The organism is Pseudomonas sp. NFACC02, assembly GCF_900110765.1.
GTDB lineage: Bacteria > Pseudomonadota > Gammaproteobacteria > Pseudomonadales > Pseudomonadaceae > Aquipseudomonas.
The window spans coordinates 56,017-72,721 of record NZ_FOEO01000009.1 but is presented as its reverse complement, the minus strand read 5'-3'; the positions used below and the strand labels follow the sequence as shown (position 1 = coordinate 72,721).

12 protein-coding genes, 3 tRNA genes and 1 pseudogene are annotated in these 16,705 nt (G+C 61.5%); 13 read left to right on the top strand and 3 right to left on the bottom strand.

Features of this window, described 5'->3' with window-relative positions:
- Positions 1–83 precede the first annotated feature (83 nt).
- The 13 genes and pseudogenes from BMY73_RS10495 to BMY73_RS10435 all read left to right on the top strand — a co-directional run bounded on the left by BMY73_RS10495 (position 84) and on the right by BMY73_RS10435 (position 12,706).
- A complete protein-coding gene (locus BMY73_RS10495) occupies positions 84–2,870 on the top strand; it encodes a motility hub landmark protein FimV (RefSeq protein WP_092406932.1) in 2,787 nt (928 codons plus the stop codon).
- A 202-nt stretch (positions 2,871–3,072) separates the two neighbouring features.
- Positions 3,073–3,897 carry a tRNA pseudouridine(38-40) synthase TruA gene (gene truA / locus BMY73_RS10490; protein ID WP_092407062.1) on the top strand — a complete coding sequence of 275 codons (825 nt, stop codon included), beginning with the start codon at positions 3,073–3,075 and terminating at the stop codon, positions 3,895–3,897.
- 59 nt (positions 3,898–3,956) lie between these two features.
- On the top strand, positions 3,957–4,577 hold the full coding sequence (locus BMY73_RS10485) for a phosphoribosylanthranilate isomerase (protein ID WP_092406930.1): 621 nt from the start codon (positions 3,957–3,959) through the stop codon (positions 4,575–4,577).
- Between the two features lie 289 nt (positions 4,578–4,866).
- Positions 4,867–5,787 (top strand): acetyl-CoA carboxylase, carboxyltransferase subunit beta, encoded by a 921-nt coding sequence (gene accD / locus BMY73_RS10480; protein WP_092407060.1) that lies wholly within the window; start codon positions 4,867–4,869, stop codon positions 5,785–5,787.
- Positions 5,784–7,090, top strand: a pseudogene (folC, locus tag BMY73_RS10475) (bifunctional tetrahydrofolate synthase/dihydrofolate synthase). The gene accD and the pseudogene folC overlap by 4 nt, the downstream one beginning before the upstream one ends.
- A complete protein-coding gene (locus BMY73_RS10470; protein WP_092406928.1) occupies positions 7,074–7,748 on the top strand; it encodes an SPOR domain-containing protein in 675 nt (224 codons plus the stop codon). Before folC ends, BMY73_RS10470 begins: the two are co-directional and overlap by 17 nt.
- A gap of 209 nt (positions 7,749–7,957) precedes the next feature.
- Complete coding sequence (locus BMY73_RS10465; RefSeq protein ID WP_062380545.1) at positions 7,958–8,545, top strand: CvpA family protein; 588 nt, start codon at positions 7,958–7,960, stop codon at positions 8,543–8,545.
- Positions 8,546–8,557: 12 nt separating this feature from the next.
- A complete protein-coding gene (purF, locus tag BMY73_RS10460; RefSeq protein ID WP_062380547.1) occupies positions 8,558–10,066 on the top strand; it encodes an amidophosphoribosyltransferase in 1,509 nt (502 codons plus the stop codon).
- 21 nt (positions 10,067–10,087) lie between these two features.
- Positions 10,088–11,299: an O-succinylhomoserine sulfhydrylase gene (locus BMY73_RS10455; RefSeq protein ID WP_092406926.1), complete on the top strand. Its 1,212-nt coding sequence runs from the start codon at positions 10,088–10,090 to the stop codon at positions 11,297–11,299.
- Positions 11,296–12,075, top strand: coding sequence for an SDR family oxidoreductase (locus tag BMY73_RS10450; protein WP_062380550.1), 780 nt, complete (start codon positions 11,296–11,298; stop codon positions 12,073–12,075). The genes BMY73_RS10455 and BMY73_RS10450 overlap by 4 nt, the downstream gene beginning before the upstream one ends.
- A gap of 186 nt (positions 12,076–12,261) precedes the next feature.
- A tRNA-Val gene (locus tag BMY73_RS10445) sits at positions 12,262–12,337 on the top strand.
- 88 nt (positions 12,338–12,425) lie between these two features.
- Positions 12,426–12,502, top strand: a tRNA-Asp gene (locus BMY73_RS10440).
- Positions 12,503–12,629: 127 nt separating this feature from the next.
- Positions 12,630–12,706, top strand: a tRNA-Asp gene (locus BMY73_RS10435).
- A gap of 333 nt (positions 12,707–13,039) precedes the next feature.
- Here BMY73_RS10435 and BMY73_RS10430 read toward each other — a convergent pair.
- From BMY73_RS10430 to BMY73_RS10420, 3 genes are all read right to left on the bottom strand, one after another.
- A complete protein-coding gene (locus BMY73_RS10430) occupies positions 13,040–13,603 on the bottom strand; it encodes a cytochrome b (RefSeq protein ID WP_092406924.1) in 564 nt (187 codons plus the stop codon).
- Positions 13,604–13,685: 82 nt separating this feature from the next.
- Positions 13,686–15,140: an aldehyde dehydrogenase family protein gene (locus BMY73_RS10425; RefSeq protein WP_092406922.1), complete on the bottom strand. Its 1,455-nt coding sequence runs from the start codon at positions 15,138–15,140 to the stop codon at positions 13,686–13,688.
- 27 nt (positions 15,141–15,167) lie between these two features.
- Positions 15,168–16,544, bottom strand: coding sequence for an aspartate aminotransferase family protein (locus tag BMY73_RS10420; RefSeq protein WP_092406920.1), 1,377 nt, complete (start codon positions 16,542–16,544; stop codon positions 15,168–15,170).
- Positions 16,545–16,705 lie beyond the last annotated feature (161 nt).

Sequence of the window (16,705 nt, the reverse complement as noted above, 5' to 3'; positions counted from 1 at the left end):
AGCTGCGGCGTGTCGAAACGCCCTACGCCCTAGCAGGCTTTATCTTCTCGGTCGCCGGGGAAATTCTAAACAAGGGATGGGCTATGGTTCAGGTTCGTAAACTGGTTTTAGCAATCGCTGCGGCTTCGGCGCTGTCATCCGGTACGGCCCAGGCGCTCGGCCTCGGCGGTCTGACCGTCAAGTCGACCCTGAATCAGCCGCTGGTGGCCGAAATCGAACTCACACAGGTCCAGGACCTCAACGCGGCGCAAGTCGTGCCGAGTCTGGCCACCTCTGCCGAGTTCGCGCAAGCGGGCGTTGGCCGTACGCCGATCCTCGATGATCTGACCTTTACCCCGGTGGTCAATCCCGGCGGCAAGAGCGTGCTGCGGATTACCTCAACCAAACCGGTCCGCGACCCCTATGTGAAATTCCTCGTGCAAGTGCTCTGGCCCAATGGCCGTGTGCTCCGCGAATACAGCCTGTTGCTCGATCCGCCGAAGTTATCGCCTCAGGCGCCGGCTGCCGCTGCGCAGTTGCCTTCGATTGCGCCTGGCACTGCGCCGGCGCAGGCACCGACCGCACAAGCACCGGTGGAGGCGCCTGCTCAGCCACCGGCTGCACCGGCATCGCCGAAATACAGCGAATACACCACGGCCAACAACGACACGTTGTGGGAAATTGCCGAGCGTGTGCGAAACGGCGGGACCGTTCAGCAAACCATGCTTGCGATTCAGGCACTCAATCCGGACGCGTTCATCGCGGGCAACATCAACCGTCTGAAGAAAGGCCAGGTGTTGCGCCTGCCTTCGCCGCAGGAGGTCAGCGCGACACCGCAGCCGCGAGCCATCGCTGAAGTTGCCGAGCAGAATCGCGCGTGGCGTGAAGGCCGCCGCATGCCGACCGGCGCGCGCCAGGTCGACGCGACCCGTCGCGATCGTACCGACGCGACACCTGCCCAGATTGAAGCCAAGGACAACCTGAGCCTGGTGGCGGCCAATGCCAAACCGGGTGCAAAAGGGGCGGCCGGCGATGCCGCCGAGCTCAGCAACAAACTGGCGGTGACCCAGGAAAGCCTGGACAGCACCCGTCGCGACAATGCCGAGCTGAAAAGCCGCATGAGCGACTTGCAAAGCCAGGTGGACAAGCTGAACCGCCTGATCCAGCTCAAAAATGATCAGTTGGCCAAGATGCAGGCCGCTGGCGCGGCGGTTCCGCCGCCTGCCGCCGACGCGAACAGCACCGTCAGCCCCAACAGCGTGACCAACCCTAACAACGCCGCCAACCCGGCAATGCCTGCGCAAATCGTTCCCCCGCCTGCAGCGCCGGATGCCGCAGGCAAGCCACCGAATGAAATTGCGCCGGAAGACGCGCTGCCGGTCGAGGGCGCCACGGTTACCGGCGCCACACCTGATCAGCCATCGGTTGCACCGCAGACCCCTGCCGCGACCGATGCTGACAACCAGAGCGCCCTCGACAAGATTCTGGCCAGTCCGATGCTCATGGGGCTGATCGGAGGTGGCGCGTTGCTGGTGCTGCTGTTGCTTCTGTTGCTGTTGGCCCGCCGTCGCAATGCGTTGATCGAGGCTGAGAAACATCGACAAATGGCTCGTGCCTTGTCGGAAGAGTCTGACTTCGCGTCTGACCTGGACATGCCTGAAAGCAGTTTCGAGGGCCTGGAGGTACCTCCGCCCAATGTAAAGATGGCACCGCTGGCGGCCGTGATCGTCGAGCCGACCCGCGAACGCCCCGCTGATGTATTGGTGCAAGCCGAAATTCACATCGCTTATGGCCGCGTCAATCAGGCCGTTGCCTTGCTGGAGGAAGCCATCAAAGAAGAGCCTCTGCGTAGCGATCTGCGCCTCAAGCTCATGGAGATCTACGCCGAGCAGAATAACCAGGCAGGATTTGTTGCCCAGGAGCGGCAACTGATTGCCACGGGAAAGAACCACGCTGAAGTCGAACAGCTCAAAACCCGTTATCCCGCCATGGCAGCTGCTGCTGCAGCGGCGGCGGGTGTTGCGGCAGCGGCGGCTTTGGCGGCTGAAATGGATGCGAAGTACGTAGAAGATCTGCTGAGCGACAAGGACGAGCCTGCGCCGGTCGTGGACACTGACCCGGCGCCCCAGCCTGTCGCGCAAACGTCCGATGATTTCGACACCGCGTTCGATTTGAGCCTGGACGACCTGGAGCCCACTTCGCCTGCCGCGGCTAAAGATCAGTCTGAACACGTCGCCGATAGCACGCACGATGATCTGGACCTGGATGCACCGTTCGGCGGGTCGACTGCGGACGACCTGGATTTCGATTCGATCCTGCGGGAACAGACGGAAGCGAAAAATGCCGAGCCGGCCGATCTGGCGGACTTCGACCTGGACCTGTCGGAAGATCAGCCTGGTCTGAAGGCCGAGGATGATTACCTGCTGGGTAGAGAAGATGATTTACACGGTCTGCCGGCATTCGACGAAACGGCGGATCTGGGTGCCAGCAAACCTGCCTCCGAAGACGACCTTGAATTGCCGGCCGATTTCGATCTGTCGTTGGCCGACGAAATGGAGAGCGAACAGGCTTCGCAAGCGTTTGCATCCGAGATCGATGATGTGAATGCCGAGCTTGAGCGTTTGTCGCAGAGCCTGGAGCAGCCTGCCATCGCCAAGCCGTTCGACAATACGCCGACCTTCACGGAAGACGACGCGCTGCTGGCCGATGACGAGCCTGAGTTTGATTTCCTCTCGGGCACCGATGAAGCGGCGACCAAGCTGGATCTGGCCCGTGCGTACATCGAAATGGGCGACGCCGACGGCGCTCGTGACATTCTTGATGAGGTTGTGGCGGAAGGGGATGACGGGCAGAAAACCGAGGCCCGCGAGATGTTGTCGCGACTCGCCTGATCCGGACATGTCTCTCATCGAAAACGACCGCCTCGGCGGTCGTTTTTGTTTGGGGCACGAAACGGTGGCAGTCATCCGGTGGGGCGACCATTGCCAATGGCGTCTTTTCCCGGCATCCGTATAATGGCCGCCCTTGCGCATCTCGAAAGGCTTCAAGCTCTTGGCAACGACAGACACAGAGGCAGAAACCGCGGCAACCGAAATGGCCGCCGAAGGTTTTTCCAGAATCGCACTGGGTGTGGAATACAAAGGCTCGCGTTACAGCGGCTGGCAGCGGCAATCGACTGGCGTGCTGACGGTTCAGGAAACGCTGGAAAACGCCTTGTCCAGAGTGGCCGATTCGCCCGTCTCGCTGATGTGCGCCGGTCGCACCGATGCGGGCGTGCATGCCTGTGGGCAGGTCGTGCATTTCGATACCCAGGCCGTGCGCACGATGAAGGCGTGGACCATGGGCGCCAACATCAACCTGCCTCATGACATCAGCGTGACCTGGGCGAAAGAGATGCCGGCGCATTTTCATGCGCGCTTCAAGGCGATTGCCCGTCGCTATCGTTATGTCATCTATAACGACCAGATCCGTCCGGCGCATCTGGGGCAGGAAATCACCTGGAATCACCGCCCGCTGGACGTCGAACGCATGGCGCTGGCGGCTGACTGTCTGGTGGGGACTCACGACTTCAGTGCGTTCCGTGCCGGGCAATGCCAGGCCAAATCGCCCATCAAGCAGATTCATCACCTGCGTGTCACCCGGCACGGCAAGATGATCGTCATCGATATTCGCGCCAACGCCTTCCTCCACCACATGGTGCGCAACATCGCCGGTGTGCTGATGACCATCGGGGCAGGGGAGCGACCGATCGAGTGGGCCGGTGAAGTGCTTGAAAGTCGCGTGCGGCGTACAGGCGGCGTGACTGCGCATCCTTTTGGCCTTTATCTGGTTCAGGTCGAATACCGGGACGAGTTCCCGTTGCCGGAGCGTTATGTCGGTCCGCACTTCCTTACCGGCTTCACCGAACTGGAAGGCTGACGCCCGGAACAGCATTTGCTACCATCCGGGACTTTCGCAAGGCTTGAGGTCTTCACTACATGTCTGCCGTTCGCAGCAAGATCTGCGGGATTACCCGCATAGAAGATGCGTTGGCCGCTGTCGAAGCGGGGGCGGACGCCATCGGCTTCGTGTTTTATCCCAAGAGCCCGCGTGCCGTTACCGTCGAGCAGGCTCAGGCGATCATTGCCCAACTGCCACCGTTCGTGAGCACCGTCGGGTTGTTCGTCAACGCCGAGCGGGAAGCGCTGAAGGCGTTGCTGAACGAGGTGCCACTGGACCTGATCCAGTTTCACGGCGATGAAACCCCGGCGCAATGCGACGGCTACCATCGCCCTTACATCAAGGCGTTGCGTGTGCAGGCCGGTGACGACATCGCGGCCAGTTGCGCGTTGTATGAGAAGGCGAGCGGCATTCTGCTGGACACCTACGTCGCAGGTGTACCCGGCGGCACGGGCGAAACTTTCGATTGGGCATTGATTCCAAAACAACTGAGCAAGCCGATCATTCTGGCCGGTGGCCTGACGTCGGCTAATGTCTCTCAAGCCATTGCGCAGGTCCGGCCTTATGCGGTGGACGTCAGCGGCGGTGTGGAAAAGGTCAAAGGCATCAAGGATCACGACAAGATCCGCGCTTTCATGAGTGCCGTACACGGCGCATGAGCGTTTTTTCCGACGGTGCGGCCCGTTGATGTGACGGAAGACCAACGGTCGCCGTCCACTAGCCTGCGACCACGGATTGTGGGCGACCAGATTGAACAGGCGAAGACGCCCGGGCGTCTCGCAGTAAGCAGTTGAACGCGGTCATGGACGAATGTGTCGTTGCAGCAGGTCAGGCCAGGGCGCCGATCGTTGCGCGACGGTTTGCCAGACCGCAGACGAAATTTGATTAGGCATGCGCGTGGCATTGATCGCCGTCGCGTTTCGGCCACCGGTACTGGAGAAAGAAAGCATGAGCAACTGGTTGGTAGACAAACTGATCCCTTCGATCATGCGTTCCGAGGTCAAGAAAAGCTCGGTACCTGAAGGTCTTTGGCACAAGTGCCCGTCCTGTGAGGCGGTGCTTTACCGGCCAGAGCTGGAAAAGACCCTGGACGTTTGCCCCAAGTGCAACCACCACATGCGCATCGACGCCCGCGCGCGTCTGAACATTTTCCTCGACACCGATGGTCGTCAAGAGATCGGTGCTGATCTGGAGCCTGTCGATCGCCTGAAATTCCGCGACAGCAAGAAATACAAGGATCGCCTGACCGCTGCGCAGAAACAGACCGGTGAGAAAGATGCACTGATTTCCATGAGCGGTACGCTGCTGGGCATGCCCGTGGTGTGCAGTGCCTTTGAATTCTCGTTCATGGGCGGTTCGATGGGGGCGATCGTGGGTGAGCGTTTCGTTCAGGCCGCCAACTACGCGCTGGAAAATCGTTGCCCGATGATCTGCTTCGCCGCGTCCGGTGGCGCGCGCATGCAGGAAGCACTGATTTCCCTGATGCAGATGGCCAAGACCTCGGCGGTGCTGGCGCGCCTGCGTGAAGAAGGTATTCCATTCATTTCCGTACTGACCGACCCGGTCTACGGGGGTGTTTCGGCGAGTCTGGCGATGCTGGGTGATGTGATTGTCGCCGAGCCAAAGGCCCTGATCGGCTTTGCCGGTCCTCGCGTGATTGAACAGACTGTGCGCGAAAAACTGCCGGAAGGCTTCCAGCGCAGTGAGTTCCTGCTGGATCACGGCGCGATCGACATGATCGTTCACCGTCAGGACCTGCGTCAGCGTCTGGGCAATCTGCTCGCGCAGATGATGGGCCTGCCGACCCCCAAATTCGTCGCCCCGAAACTTGAGCCGATCGTGGTTCCTCCTGCGCCGGCGAACATATGACCGCACGCTCTCTGAGCGACTGGCTCAGCTACCTGGAGCAACTGCACCCGTCTGCCATTGACATGGGGCTGGACCGGTCGCAACAGGTAGCGCAGAACATCGGTCTGAGCCGCCCCGCGCCTCGCGTCATTACCGTCACCGGTACCAACGGTAAAGGCTCAACCTGCGCCTTTGTCGCTTCGTTACTGCGAGCGCAGGGCTTGAAGGTTGGCGTCTACAGCTCGCCGCATCTGGTGCGCTACAACGAGCGGGTGCAGGTGCAGGGCGTAGAAGCCACCGATGAGCAACTGTGCGAGGCCTTTGAGGTCATCGAGCAGGCGCGCGGCGACATTTCCCTGACCTACTTCGAAATGGGCACGCTGGCGGCCTTCTGGCTGTTCGAGCAGGCGGCGCTGGATGCGGTGGTGCTGGAAGTCGGTCTGGGCGGGCGTCTGGATGCGGTCAACCTCATTGATGCCGACCTGGCGCTGGTGACCAGTATCGGGGTCGATCACGCCGAATGGCTGGGCAACACCCGCGAGTCGGTGGCGTTCGAAAAGGCCGGTATTTTCCGTGAAGGTCGTCCGGTGGTGTGTGGCGATCTTGATCCACCGCAACCGTTGCTGGATCGCGCGCAAGCGCTGAATTGCCCGCTGTCCTTGCGCGGCACCGATTTCGATCTGTCCGTCGAGTCGGCGTCCTGGACTTGGTTCGGTACCGACGCCGTGGGGCAACGTGTCGAGCTGCGTGACCTTCCGTTGCTCGACCTGCCGATGCAGAACGCCGCGCTGGCGTTGCAGGCCTGTCTGTTGATGGGGCTGCCGTGGAATGAAGCCTCTATACGTGCGGCCTTGCTGGATACGCGTGTGACCGGACGGCTGGATCGTCGGACGTTCGAATGGCAGGGCAAGCGCTTGCAGGTGTTGCTGGATGTCGGGCATAACCCGCATGCGGCTGTCTTTCTGGCGCAGCGTCTGGATCAGCGGCCTGTCGCGGGCAAGCGCCTGGCGGTGTTCGGCCTGCTCAATGACAAGGATCTGAACGGTGTGCTGACCGAGCTGACGCATTGCTTCAGCCATTGGGCGGTGGCGCCGTTGCCGACCGCGCGCAGTCGCTCGGAGCAGGAAATTGCTCAGGCGTTACAGAACCTTGGCGCGACCGTGACGTCCTACCCCAGTGTCGCGCAGGCGCTCGAGGCACAGTGTGCGCTCGCGACGGCGGACGACGAAATTGTCCTGTTCGGGTCTTTTTATTGCGTAGCCGAGGCCCTGGAATGGCTTGCTGGCGCGTCACGGAGGAAGTGACACATGGCTTTGCTGGATAAGGCGTACAAACAACGCATGGTGGGCGCGCTGGTACTGATTGCCATCGCGGTGATTTTCCTGCCGATGCTGTTTTCGCGTCAGGATGAAGCACGCCATGTGCAGGTGGACGCCCCGGCGGCCCCGCAAGCCCCTGCCGTTTCTCAGGTCAAGGTTGAGCCGGTGCCGGTTCCGGAGCAGCAGCCACTGCCCCAGGAGCCGGTGCCGACCGATGAAGAGCTGGCGCATCCCAGCCAGCCGACGGTCAATCAGCAACCGCCATCGATGCCCATCGCGCCCGCGCCAGCCAAACCTGTTGCGTCTGCGCCGGCCGCGAAGGCGGCACCTTCGCCGGCTCCGGCAAAACAGGCATCGGCGCCAGCGCAAGCACCGGCCACCGCAGCGCCTGCCGCTGAGCCGAATCGGGTCGATGCCAACGGTCTGTCGATCACCTGGGCGGTTCAAGTCGCCAGCCTGTCCAATCGGGCCAATGCCGACAACCTGCAGAAGACCCTGCGCACTCAGGGCTACAACGCCTACATCCGTACGTCTGACGGCGTGAACCGGGTGTTTGTCGGCCCGCTCATCGAGCGCGCGGAAGCGGATCGCTTGCGTGACCAGCTCGACAAGCAACAGAAGCTCAAAGGCATCGTCGTTCGTTTCGTGCCTGAGCGGAAGTAATCCTCAGTCGGTTGCAGGTCCTCTTCGCGAGCAAGCCCGCCCACAGCGGGATGGGTGGGCTTGCCCGGCGACGGGACGCGGGATTTCCTGGCTGGGTGCCTGCCAAAGTCCAATAGTTCGCGTTAATTGGCGACCATCCGTAATCCCTGCTTACCGCCGGGCCAGCGCTCTGCTAAAATGCGCCGCCTTATCGGTCTGCAGGCTTCAACGTGGCATTTACTCCGGTTGACTGGGCGATCATCGCGATTGTCGCCATCTCCGCTCTGATCAGTCTCAAGCGCGGCTTCGTAAAAGAGGCGCTGTCCTTGCTGACCTGGATCATTGCAGGTGCGGTGGCCTGGATGTTCGGCGGATCGCTCTCGCAGTATCTGGTCAATTACATCGAAACACCCTCGGCCCGCGTGATTGCCGGCTGCACTATTCTTTTCGTCGCCACCCTGCTGGTCGGCGCCATGGTCAATTTTCTGATCGGGGAACTGATTCGCGTCACCGGCCTTTCCGGGACCGATCGTTTTCTGGGCATGGTCTTCGGCGCGGCGCGCGGAGGCCTGCTGGTCGTCATCGCGGCCGGGCTGTTGAGCCTGGGCCCGGTGCAACAGGATCAATGGTGGCAGCAGTCCAGGCTGCTTCCACAATTTGTCACGGTCGCTGACTGGTCGAAAAACCTGATTCTCGGGATGTCCAGCAAGTGGCTAGCCAGCGGAGTCAGCGTACCTGTTGATATCCCGTTCAAGGATCACCTCCTGCCGCCTACACCGCCGCAGGAAGTGCTCGGTAAATCCAGTTCCACTAAGTAGGGGTTGTGTCGCATGTGTGGCATCGTCGGTATCGTCGGCAAGTCGAACGTCAATCAGGCGCTGTATGACGCGCTCACCGTCCTCCAGCACCGCGGCCAGGACGCTGCCGGTATCGTGACCAGCCATGACGGCCGGTTGTTCCTGCGCAAGGACAACGGTCTGGTCCGTGATGTGTTTCACCAACGCCATATGCAGCGTCTGGTCGGCCACATGGGCATTGGTCACGTACGCTATCCAACGGCAGGCAGCTCGACTTCGGCCGAAGCCCAGCCGTTCTACGTCAACTCGCCATACGGCATCACGCTGGCGCACAACGGCAACCTGACCAACGTCGAGCAACTGGCCAAGGAGATCTTTGAATCAGACCTGCGCCATGTGAACACCAACTCCGATTCGGAAGTGTTGCTCAACGTCTTCGCTCACGAACTGGCCGTGCGTGGCAAGCTGCAGCCGACCGAGGAAGACATTTTCGCGGCCGTGACCGACGTGCATAACCGCTGCCGGGGTGGCTACGCCGTCGTGGCGATGATCACCGGTTACGGCATCGTCGGCTTCCGTGACCCGGATGCCATTCGCCCGATCGTGTTCGGTCAGCGTCATACCGACGAAGGCGTCGAATACATGATCGCCTCCGAAAGCGTCGCGCTCGATGTGCTGGGCTTTACGCTGATCCGTGACCTGGCACCGGGTGAAGCGGTTTACATCACCGAAGACGGCAAGCTGCACACCCGTCAGTGCGCGAAAAATCCGAAATACGCCCCGTGCATCTTCGAGCACGTCTATCTGGCGCGCCCGGATTCGATCATCGACGGCATCTCGGTCTACAAGGCACGTCTGCGCATGGGCGAGAAGCTGGCCGACAAGATCCTGCGCGAGCGTCCCGACCACGACATCGACGTGGTCATCCCGATTCCGGACACCAGCCGCACCGCCGCTCTTGAGCTGGCCAACCACCTGGGCGTCAAGTTTCGCGAAGGCTTCGTCAAGAACCGTTACATCGGCCGGACCTTCATCATGCCGGGGCAGGCAGCACGCAAGAAGTCGGTGCGCCAGAAGCTCAACGCCATCGAGCTTGAGTTCCGCGGCAAGAACGTGATGCTGGTGGACGACTCCATCGTGCGCGGCACCACCTGCAAGCAGATCATCCAGATGGCCCGCGAAGCCGGCGCCAAGAACGTGTATTTCTGCTCCGCAGCGCCTGCGGTCCGCTTCCCTAACGTCTACGGCATCGACATGCCGAGTGCTCACGAGCTGATTGCTCACAACCGTTCGACTCAGGACGTGGCCGACCTCATCGGTGCCGACTGGTTGATCTATCAGGACCTCAGTGACCTGATCGAAGCGGTGAGCGGCAGCAAGAAGATCAAGATCGATAACTTCGATTGCTCGGTCTTCGACGGCAAGTACGTGACCGGTGATATCGACGAACACTACCTGAACAGGATCGAGCAGGCGCGTAACGACGCTTCCAAGGCCAAGACTCAGGCAGTCAGTGCGATCATCGATCTGTACAACAATTAATTCAGACAAGGAGTAGGCGGCATGACTCAGCAATGGGATGCCGGTCGACTGGACAGCGATCTGGAAGGCGTGGGTTTCGACACCCTCGCGGTTCGCGCTGGTCAGCACCGTACGCCGGAGAGCGAACACAGCGATCCATTGTTCTTCACGTCGAGCTACGTGTTCCGCACGGCAGCCGATGCGGCCGCCACGTTCGCCGGTGACATGCCGGGTAACGTCTATTCGCGCTACACCAACCCGACGGTGCACGCTTTCGAGGAGCGCATCGCCGCGCTGGAAGGCGGCGAGCAGGCAGTCGCGACCTCCACGGGCATGTCAGCGATCCTGGCCACGGTGATGAGCCTGTGCAGCGCAGGCGATCACGTGCTGGTGTCCAAAAGTGTCTTTGGTTCGACCATCAGCCTGTTCGAGAAGTACTTCAAGCGCTTCGGCGTGCAGGTCGATTACGTGCCGCTGGCCGAATTGTCCGGTTGGGACGCGGCCATCAAACCCAACACCAAGTTGCTGTTCGTCGAGTCGCCGTCCAACCCGCTGGCCGAACTGGTGGACATCGCGAAGCTGGCCGAGATCGCTCACGCCAAGGGTGCGATGCTGGTCGTCGACAACTGCTTCTGCACCCCGGCGCTGCAGCAACCGTTGCGCATGGGCGCGGATGTGGTCGTCCACTCCGCGACCAAGTTCATCGACGGTCAGGGTCGCGCCATGGGTGGCGTCGTGGTGGGGCGTAGCGAGCAGATGAAAGAAGTCGTTGGCTTCCTGCGTACGGCCGGGCCAAGCCTGAGCCCGTTCAACGCCTGGCTGTTCCTCAAGGGCCTCGAAACCCTGAACATCCGTATGCGTGCGCACTGCAAGAGCGCAATGGAAGTGGCGCAATGGCTGGAGCAGCAGGACGGCATCGAAAAAGTGCATTACGCCGGCCTTGAAAGCCACCCGCAGCACGACCTCGCCAAACGTCAGCAGAAAGCATTCGGTGCGGTCGTCAGTTTTGAAGTCAAGGGCGGCAAAGACGGCGCCTGGCGCTTCATCGATGCGACCCGTCTGATTTCGATCACGGCCAACCTGGGCGATACCAAAACCACCATCACTCACCCAGGCACCACGTCCCACGGTCGTCTGTCGCCGCAGGAGCGTGAGGCGGCCGGGATTCGCGACAGCCTGATTCGCGTTGCCGTGGGCCTGGAAGACGTTGCCGACCTCAAGGCCGATCTGGCGCGTGGTCTGGCTGCGCTGTGAGTGAGTTAGTGGTTGAAGCCGCCGGCATGCACAATGGCCGTGTCGCCTTGGTGACGGGCGCTGCGCGCGGTATCGGATTGGGCATCGCTGCCTGGCTGATTACCGAAGGCTGGCAGGTCGTGTTGACCGATGTCGATCGTCTGCGCGGGCAAGCTGTCGCCGGTGTGTTGGGCGACAATGCCTCTTTCATTGCCATGGACGTTTCCAGCGAAGAGCAGGTGGCCGCAGGTGTGGCCGAAGTGCTGGGCATGTTCGGTCGTCTGGACGCGCTGGTGTGCAACGCAGCGGTGGCCGATCCTCGCAATACGGTTCTGGAAAGCCTGGATCTGGCGCACTGGAACCGTGTGCTGGCCGTCAATCTGACGGGCCCCATGCTCCTGGCCAAACACTGCGCGCCTTATCTGCGGGCGCATGGTGGCAGCATCGTCAACCTGAGCTCGACACGTGCGCGGCAGTCCGAGCCTGACACCGAGGCTTACGCGGCGAGCAAGGGCGGGCTTTTGGCCCTCACGCACGCGCTGGCAATGAGTCTGGCGCCTCAGGTGCGGGTCAATGCTGTCAGTCCGGGCTGGATCGATGCCCGTGATCCTTCGCAGCGCCGTGCGCAACCCTTGTCCGAGGCCGATCACGCCCAGCATCCGGCGGGCAGGGTAGGGACGGTGGAGGATGTTGCGGCGACCGTCGCCTGGCTGTTGTCGAAGAACGCAGGGTTCGTCACCGGGCAGGAGTTCGTGGTCGATGGCGGCATGAGCAAGAAAATGATTTATGTGGATTAGGCGCAGCGGTAAGTTTCAAGCGTTGAGTTGCAAGTGAAATCAAAAGCGAGCCTTGTGCTCGCTTTTTCGTTCCTGGCTCACCGCCTGAAGCTTTTAGCGAAAAACGGCTCTTTGAAAAAAAACTTCAAGCAGGCTATTGACTTAGGTTCGGTACCTGCGTAAATTTCGCGGCCTCAGCGAAGCAAAGGGTGATTAGCTCAGCCGGGAGAGCGTCTGCCTTACAAGCAGAATGTCGGCGGTTCGATCCCGTCATCACCCACCATCGTTGAGCACTGAGTAGCTAACGCTACGACGTTTGAAAGACACGCTGAAGGTTACTGAGATTCAGCAGGACGCAAGTCCACCACTGCGCAGCGGTAGTTCAGTCGGTTAGAATACCGGCCTGTCACGCCGGGGGTCGCGGGTTCGAGTCCCGTCCGCTGCGCCATATTTTCCAGATCTGACCTTGAGTCAGGTTTGAGATTGAAAGCTAATGCAATCAATCAGTGTTATACGAAGCAGGCTTACTTAAGCCAGTTTCAACAGAGTTAAACAGATGCAAGTCTGTGCGACACGCAGCGGTAGTTCAGTCGGTTAGAATACCGGCCTGTCACGCCGGGGGTCGCGGGTTCGAGTCCCGTCCGCTGCGCCATACACAGTTTCAAGGCCCTTGAACGCCTTGAAGCGACAAAGAAAGCGACCTTAGGTCGCTTTTTTTGTGCCTGCGAAAAAGTGTACAGCCGCCGTATCGCCACGCGTTCTGCGTTTATTCCGACGTGATTCTCAAGGAAGCTCGTCACCGGAGAGAGGCTGCACGTGCGCTGGTGGCCAACCATATCGATCCCCGATCACTCGTCGTGCCGAGTGGCGGTGCGTCGACCAACGCATGTATGCAGTTCATTGTCTGGATGACGTGCTGAGTCGTCATTGAGGGTTGTGGCGGGTCTTGGCAGGCGTTGACGTTTTGCGTCAACGCCTCATCCATTCAGAGCATGCGGCGCAACACATCGTTACGCGGGTCGCGGTCGTAGAAGCGATGCTTGAGGGCGCCCGCCACATGCAGCACGATCAGGACCAGCAAGCTATAGGCGAGGACTTTGTGCAGCCATTGGAACACGGCGAACCAGTCGTCATTCTTTGGCAACAGCTCGGGCAGGTTAACCCCAAAAAAGAACACCCCGTCGCTCATGGTGTAGGTGCTCGACATGGAGTAGCCCATCAATGGCACGATCACCAGCAGCACATACATGACGCGCTGCGTCAGGCGTGACAGGAACCTTTCATACCCCGCCAGGGTTTCCAGCGGCTGCGGCAGCCTGGGGGTACGAAAGCGCACGGCAAGCTGAGTCAGGACCACCAGGAACGTCAGTATCCCGAAGGACTTGTGCCACGGGTAATAGAGTTCGTATTTGCTCGCCACTTCATCATTCATTCCGGTCATGTGCCAGCCGACCCACAGCAGGCCCAGGACGAGCACGGCACGCACCCAGTGCAACACGCGCAGGGAGGTCGGGTACCGATCGATTGTCGGTTGATCTATTGGGTTCATATCAGGCTCTCCACGAAGCGATGCACGGATCAATGGCCACCCTCCACGCTGGAGGATGGCGCCGTCAGGACAGGGGCTGTGCTCAGACCGGCAGCAGCACGGTGATGACTTTCTCCTCGGTGTAGGCCAGTGCGCCACTGAACCCACCTTCACGCCCGATCCCGCTGGTCTTGACGCCACCCCACGGCAGGTTGGCGTCCAACGGGCTCCAGCAGTTGATACCCACGGCGCCGGCTTTCACCGCCGCCGCGACACGGTGCGCCCTGACCAGGTCGCGGGTCCAGACCGTGGCCGCCAGGCCGTAGCTGCTGTCGTTGGCCAGGGCAATCGCTTCTTCTTCGCTGTCGAACGTGATCAGCGTGCCGACGGGACCGAAGATCTCGTCCCGGGCGATTTCCATGTCGTTGCGGGCGTTGGCGAAGATCGTCGGACGCACGAACCAGCCCTGCTTGGGCGCCGAGACGCCGCCGGCCAACAGGGTGGCGCCCTGGTCGATGCCCAGCTGGATGTAGCGGTTGACGCGATCGAATTGCGCCTTCTTGGCCACCGGGCCCATCTGTACGCCGGGCTCGCGAGGATTGCCCACGCTCACCGCCTGTGCCGCCTCGGCCAGCGCGGCGCCGAACCGTTCGGCGAGGCTGCGTTGCACCAGGATTCGCGAACCGGCCGCACACACCTGGCCCTGGTTGGCGAACAGTCCGAGCGTACAGCCGCGCAGGGCGTCCTCGAAAGAAGCATCGTCGAACACAATCTGCGGGCTCTTGCCGCCCAGTTCCAGGGCCACACGCTTGAACAACACACCGGCGGTGCGCTGGATCTCGCGGCCTGCCTCGGGGCTGCCGGTGAAGCTGATCTTGGCAATGTCCGGGTGTTCGCACAGGGCGCGACCCACTTCATTGCCGTAGCCGGTGACCACGTTGATCACACCGTCCGGGAAGCCGGCCTCCTGGGCCAGCCGCGCCAGGTGCAGGGCCGATTGCGGGGTTTCTTCAGAAGGCTTGACCACCACGGTACAGCCTGCGGCCAGCAGGGCGGCGAGCTTCCACACGGTGATCATCAGCGGCGAGTTCCAGGGCACGATGGCACCGACCACGCCCACGGGCTCGCGCACCGTATACGACAGGGTTCGGGTACCGAAGTAACCGCCGCTCGGAATGGTCCGACCTTCGAGCTGGTTGGCCCAGCCGGCGGCGGCGCGCAGGTTGGCCAGCACATTGGGCAGGTCCATTCGACGCGGTTCGATCGGCGAGCGTCCGATGGCGTCGGCATCCATATCGGCCAGCAGTTCGCTGTCGCGTTCGACCAGGTCGGCCAGCTTCGACAGCAGTCGGCCCCGTCCGGCGCCGTCGAGCTGGCTCCAGTCGCCGCCTTCAAGTTGCCGGCGTGCAGCTGCCACGGCACGGTCCACGTCCTCGCGAGTGCCCCGCGCGGAGCTGCCGTAGACCTGTTCAGTCACGGGGTTGACCAGGTCTATACGACGACGGTCGAAGGCTTCGCAGGACGCACCTTCGATGAAAAGATTCAAGTGCTCAGTCATTTTGCGGTCCTCCAGTAATGGGCAAGATCATGCTTTGAGCGAAGCCAGGGCGTCGCCAAAGATGTCCAGTGCCTTGAAGAACAGCTCGCGCGAGATCGTCAGTGAGGGCATGACGCGCATCACGTTGCTGTAGCGGCCACAGGGAATCATCAGCACGCCGTGGTTGAGCAGATAGCCCATCAGTCGGCCGATCTTGTCGCCCGCCAGGGGCGCCTTGGTGAGCGGGTCTTCGACCAGTTCGATACCGATCATCAGGCCGCGCCCGCGCACCTCGCCGACCAGCGGGTTGTTGAAGCCGCGAATCTTCGCCTGTGCTTCCAGCCCCAGGGTGTGGGCACGGTTGAGCAGGTCGAGTTCAGGGTCCTGGAGGATGCTGATGTTGGTCAGTGCGACGGCAGCCGACAACGAGTTGGCGGCGAAGGTGTTGGGCATGGAGCCGTCGGGGATCTGCGCCGCCAGGTCCGAGCGCATGATCAGGCCAGCCATGGGCAGGTCGCTGCCGATGCCTTTGCCGAAGGTGAGCATGTCGGGCTTCACGCCGGAGTGTTCGACCGCCCACATCTTGCCGGTGCGACCGGCGCCGGACTGCACTTCATCGACGATCAGCAATGTGCCGCTGCGGTCGCAGGCCTGGCGCAGCAATTGCAGGAATTCCGGCGACGGCGGCACATAGCCGCCTTCGCCCTGTACCGGTTCCACGATCACGGCAGCCACGTCATCGGCAGCGGTGTACGGGGTGTTCAACAGGTAGTCGACGTACTCACCGGCGATCTGCTCGGCGCTTTTGTGGGCGGTGTCGAAGGGGAAGCGGTAGGCGTAAGGGTAGGGGGCGTGAATCACGCCACCCATCTGCGCGCCAAAACCCTTGCGGTAGGCCGTGCCGGTGGTCAGCGAACCCGAAGCGTTCCACACACCGTGGTAGCCGCCGTGGAAGGCGATGATCTGGTGCCGCCCGGTGATGCGCTTGGCGAACTTGATCGCGGCTTCCAGTGCATCACTGCCGCTTTGCGTGAAGAAGGTGATGCAGTCGCCACGCAATCCCTCGGGCGCGATGTCGGACAGCTTGGCGGCCAGTTCGGTGCGCCGGGTGCTGTTGATTTCCAGGGCGTGCATCAGCACTTCGGACTGTTCGCGAATCGCCTGCACCACTTTGGGGTGGCAGCGGCCTACGCTGCTGACACCGACGCCGGCGGACAGGTCGATGTAGGTGTTGCCGTCGGGGTCCTTGAAGGTTGCGCCGAAGGCTCTGTCCATGGCGATCGGCATGCGTCCGCCGCCGCGCGCCATCGACTCGGTACGCGCCGAAAGCGCCAGGGCCTCGCGTGTTTTGGGGCCGGGGAGCGTGCTGGAGACGATGTGCGGTGCATCGGCGAAATGCAGGGCTGCAAGCTTGGCTTCACTCATGACGGATCTCTGCGATGTTGATTGATGTGGCCTGATCATCTGCGTGACGTGGGTCAGATCGGTAGCCCGAATCGGCACATGGGTGCGCCGACCCAGGTGAGTGTGCATGTTCAAAGACTGTCACGAAATTTGCATTAATTTCGTTATGTGAGAATATTGGC

What these genes read in the sequence shown, in the direction of transcription:
- BMY73_RS10495 (WP_092406932.1), top strand. Translation starts at nt 84, where the DNA reads ATGGTTCAGGTTCGTAAACTGGTTTTAGCAATCGCTGCGGCTTCGGCG.
- truA (WP_092407062.1), top strand. Translation starts at nt 3,073, where the DNA reads ATGGCCGCCGAAGGTTTTTCCAGAATCGCACTGGGTGTGGAATACAAA.
- BMY73_RS10485 (WP_092406930.1), top strand. Translation starts at nt 3,957, where the DNA reads ATGTCTGCCGTTCGCAGCAAGATCTGCGGGATTACCCGCATAGAAGAT.
- accD (WP_092407060.1), top strand. Translation starts at nt 4,867, where the DNA reads ATGAGCAACTGGTTGGTAGACAAACTGATCCCTTCGATCATGCGTTCC.
- BMY73_RS10470 (WP_092406928.1), top strand. Translation starts at nt 7,074, where the DNA reads ATGGCTTTGCTGGATAAGGCGTACAAACAACGCATGGTGGGCGCGCTG.
- purF (WP_062380547.1), top strand. Translation starts at nt 8,558, where the DNA reads ATGTGTGGCATCGTCGGTATCGTCGGCAAGTCGAACGTCAATCAGGCG.
- BMY73_RS10455 (WP_092406926.1), top strand. Translation starts at nt 10,088, where the DNA reads ATGACTCAGCAATGGGATGCCGGTCGACTGGACAGCGATCTGGAAGGC.
- BMY73_RS10430 (WP_092406924.1), bottom strand. Translation starts at nt 13,603, where the DNA reads ATGAACCCAATAGATCAACCGACAATCGATCGGTACCCGACCTCCCTG.
- BMY73_RS10425 (WP_092406922.1), bottom strand. Translation starts at nt 15,140, where the DNA reads ATGACTGAGCACTTGAATCTTTTCATCGAAGGTGCGTCCTGCGAAGCC.
- BMY73_RS10420 (WP_092406920.1), bottom strand. Translation starts at nt 16,544, where the DNA reads ATGAGTGAAGCCAAGCTTGCAGCCCTGCATTTCGCCGATGCACCGCAC.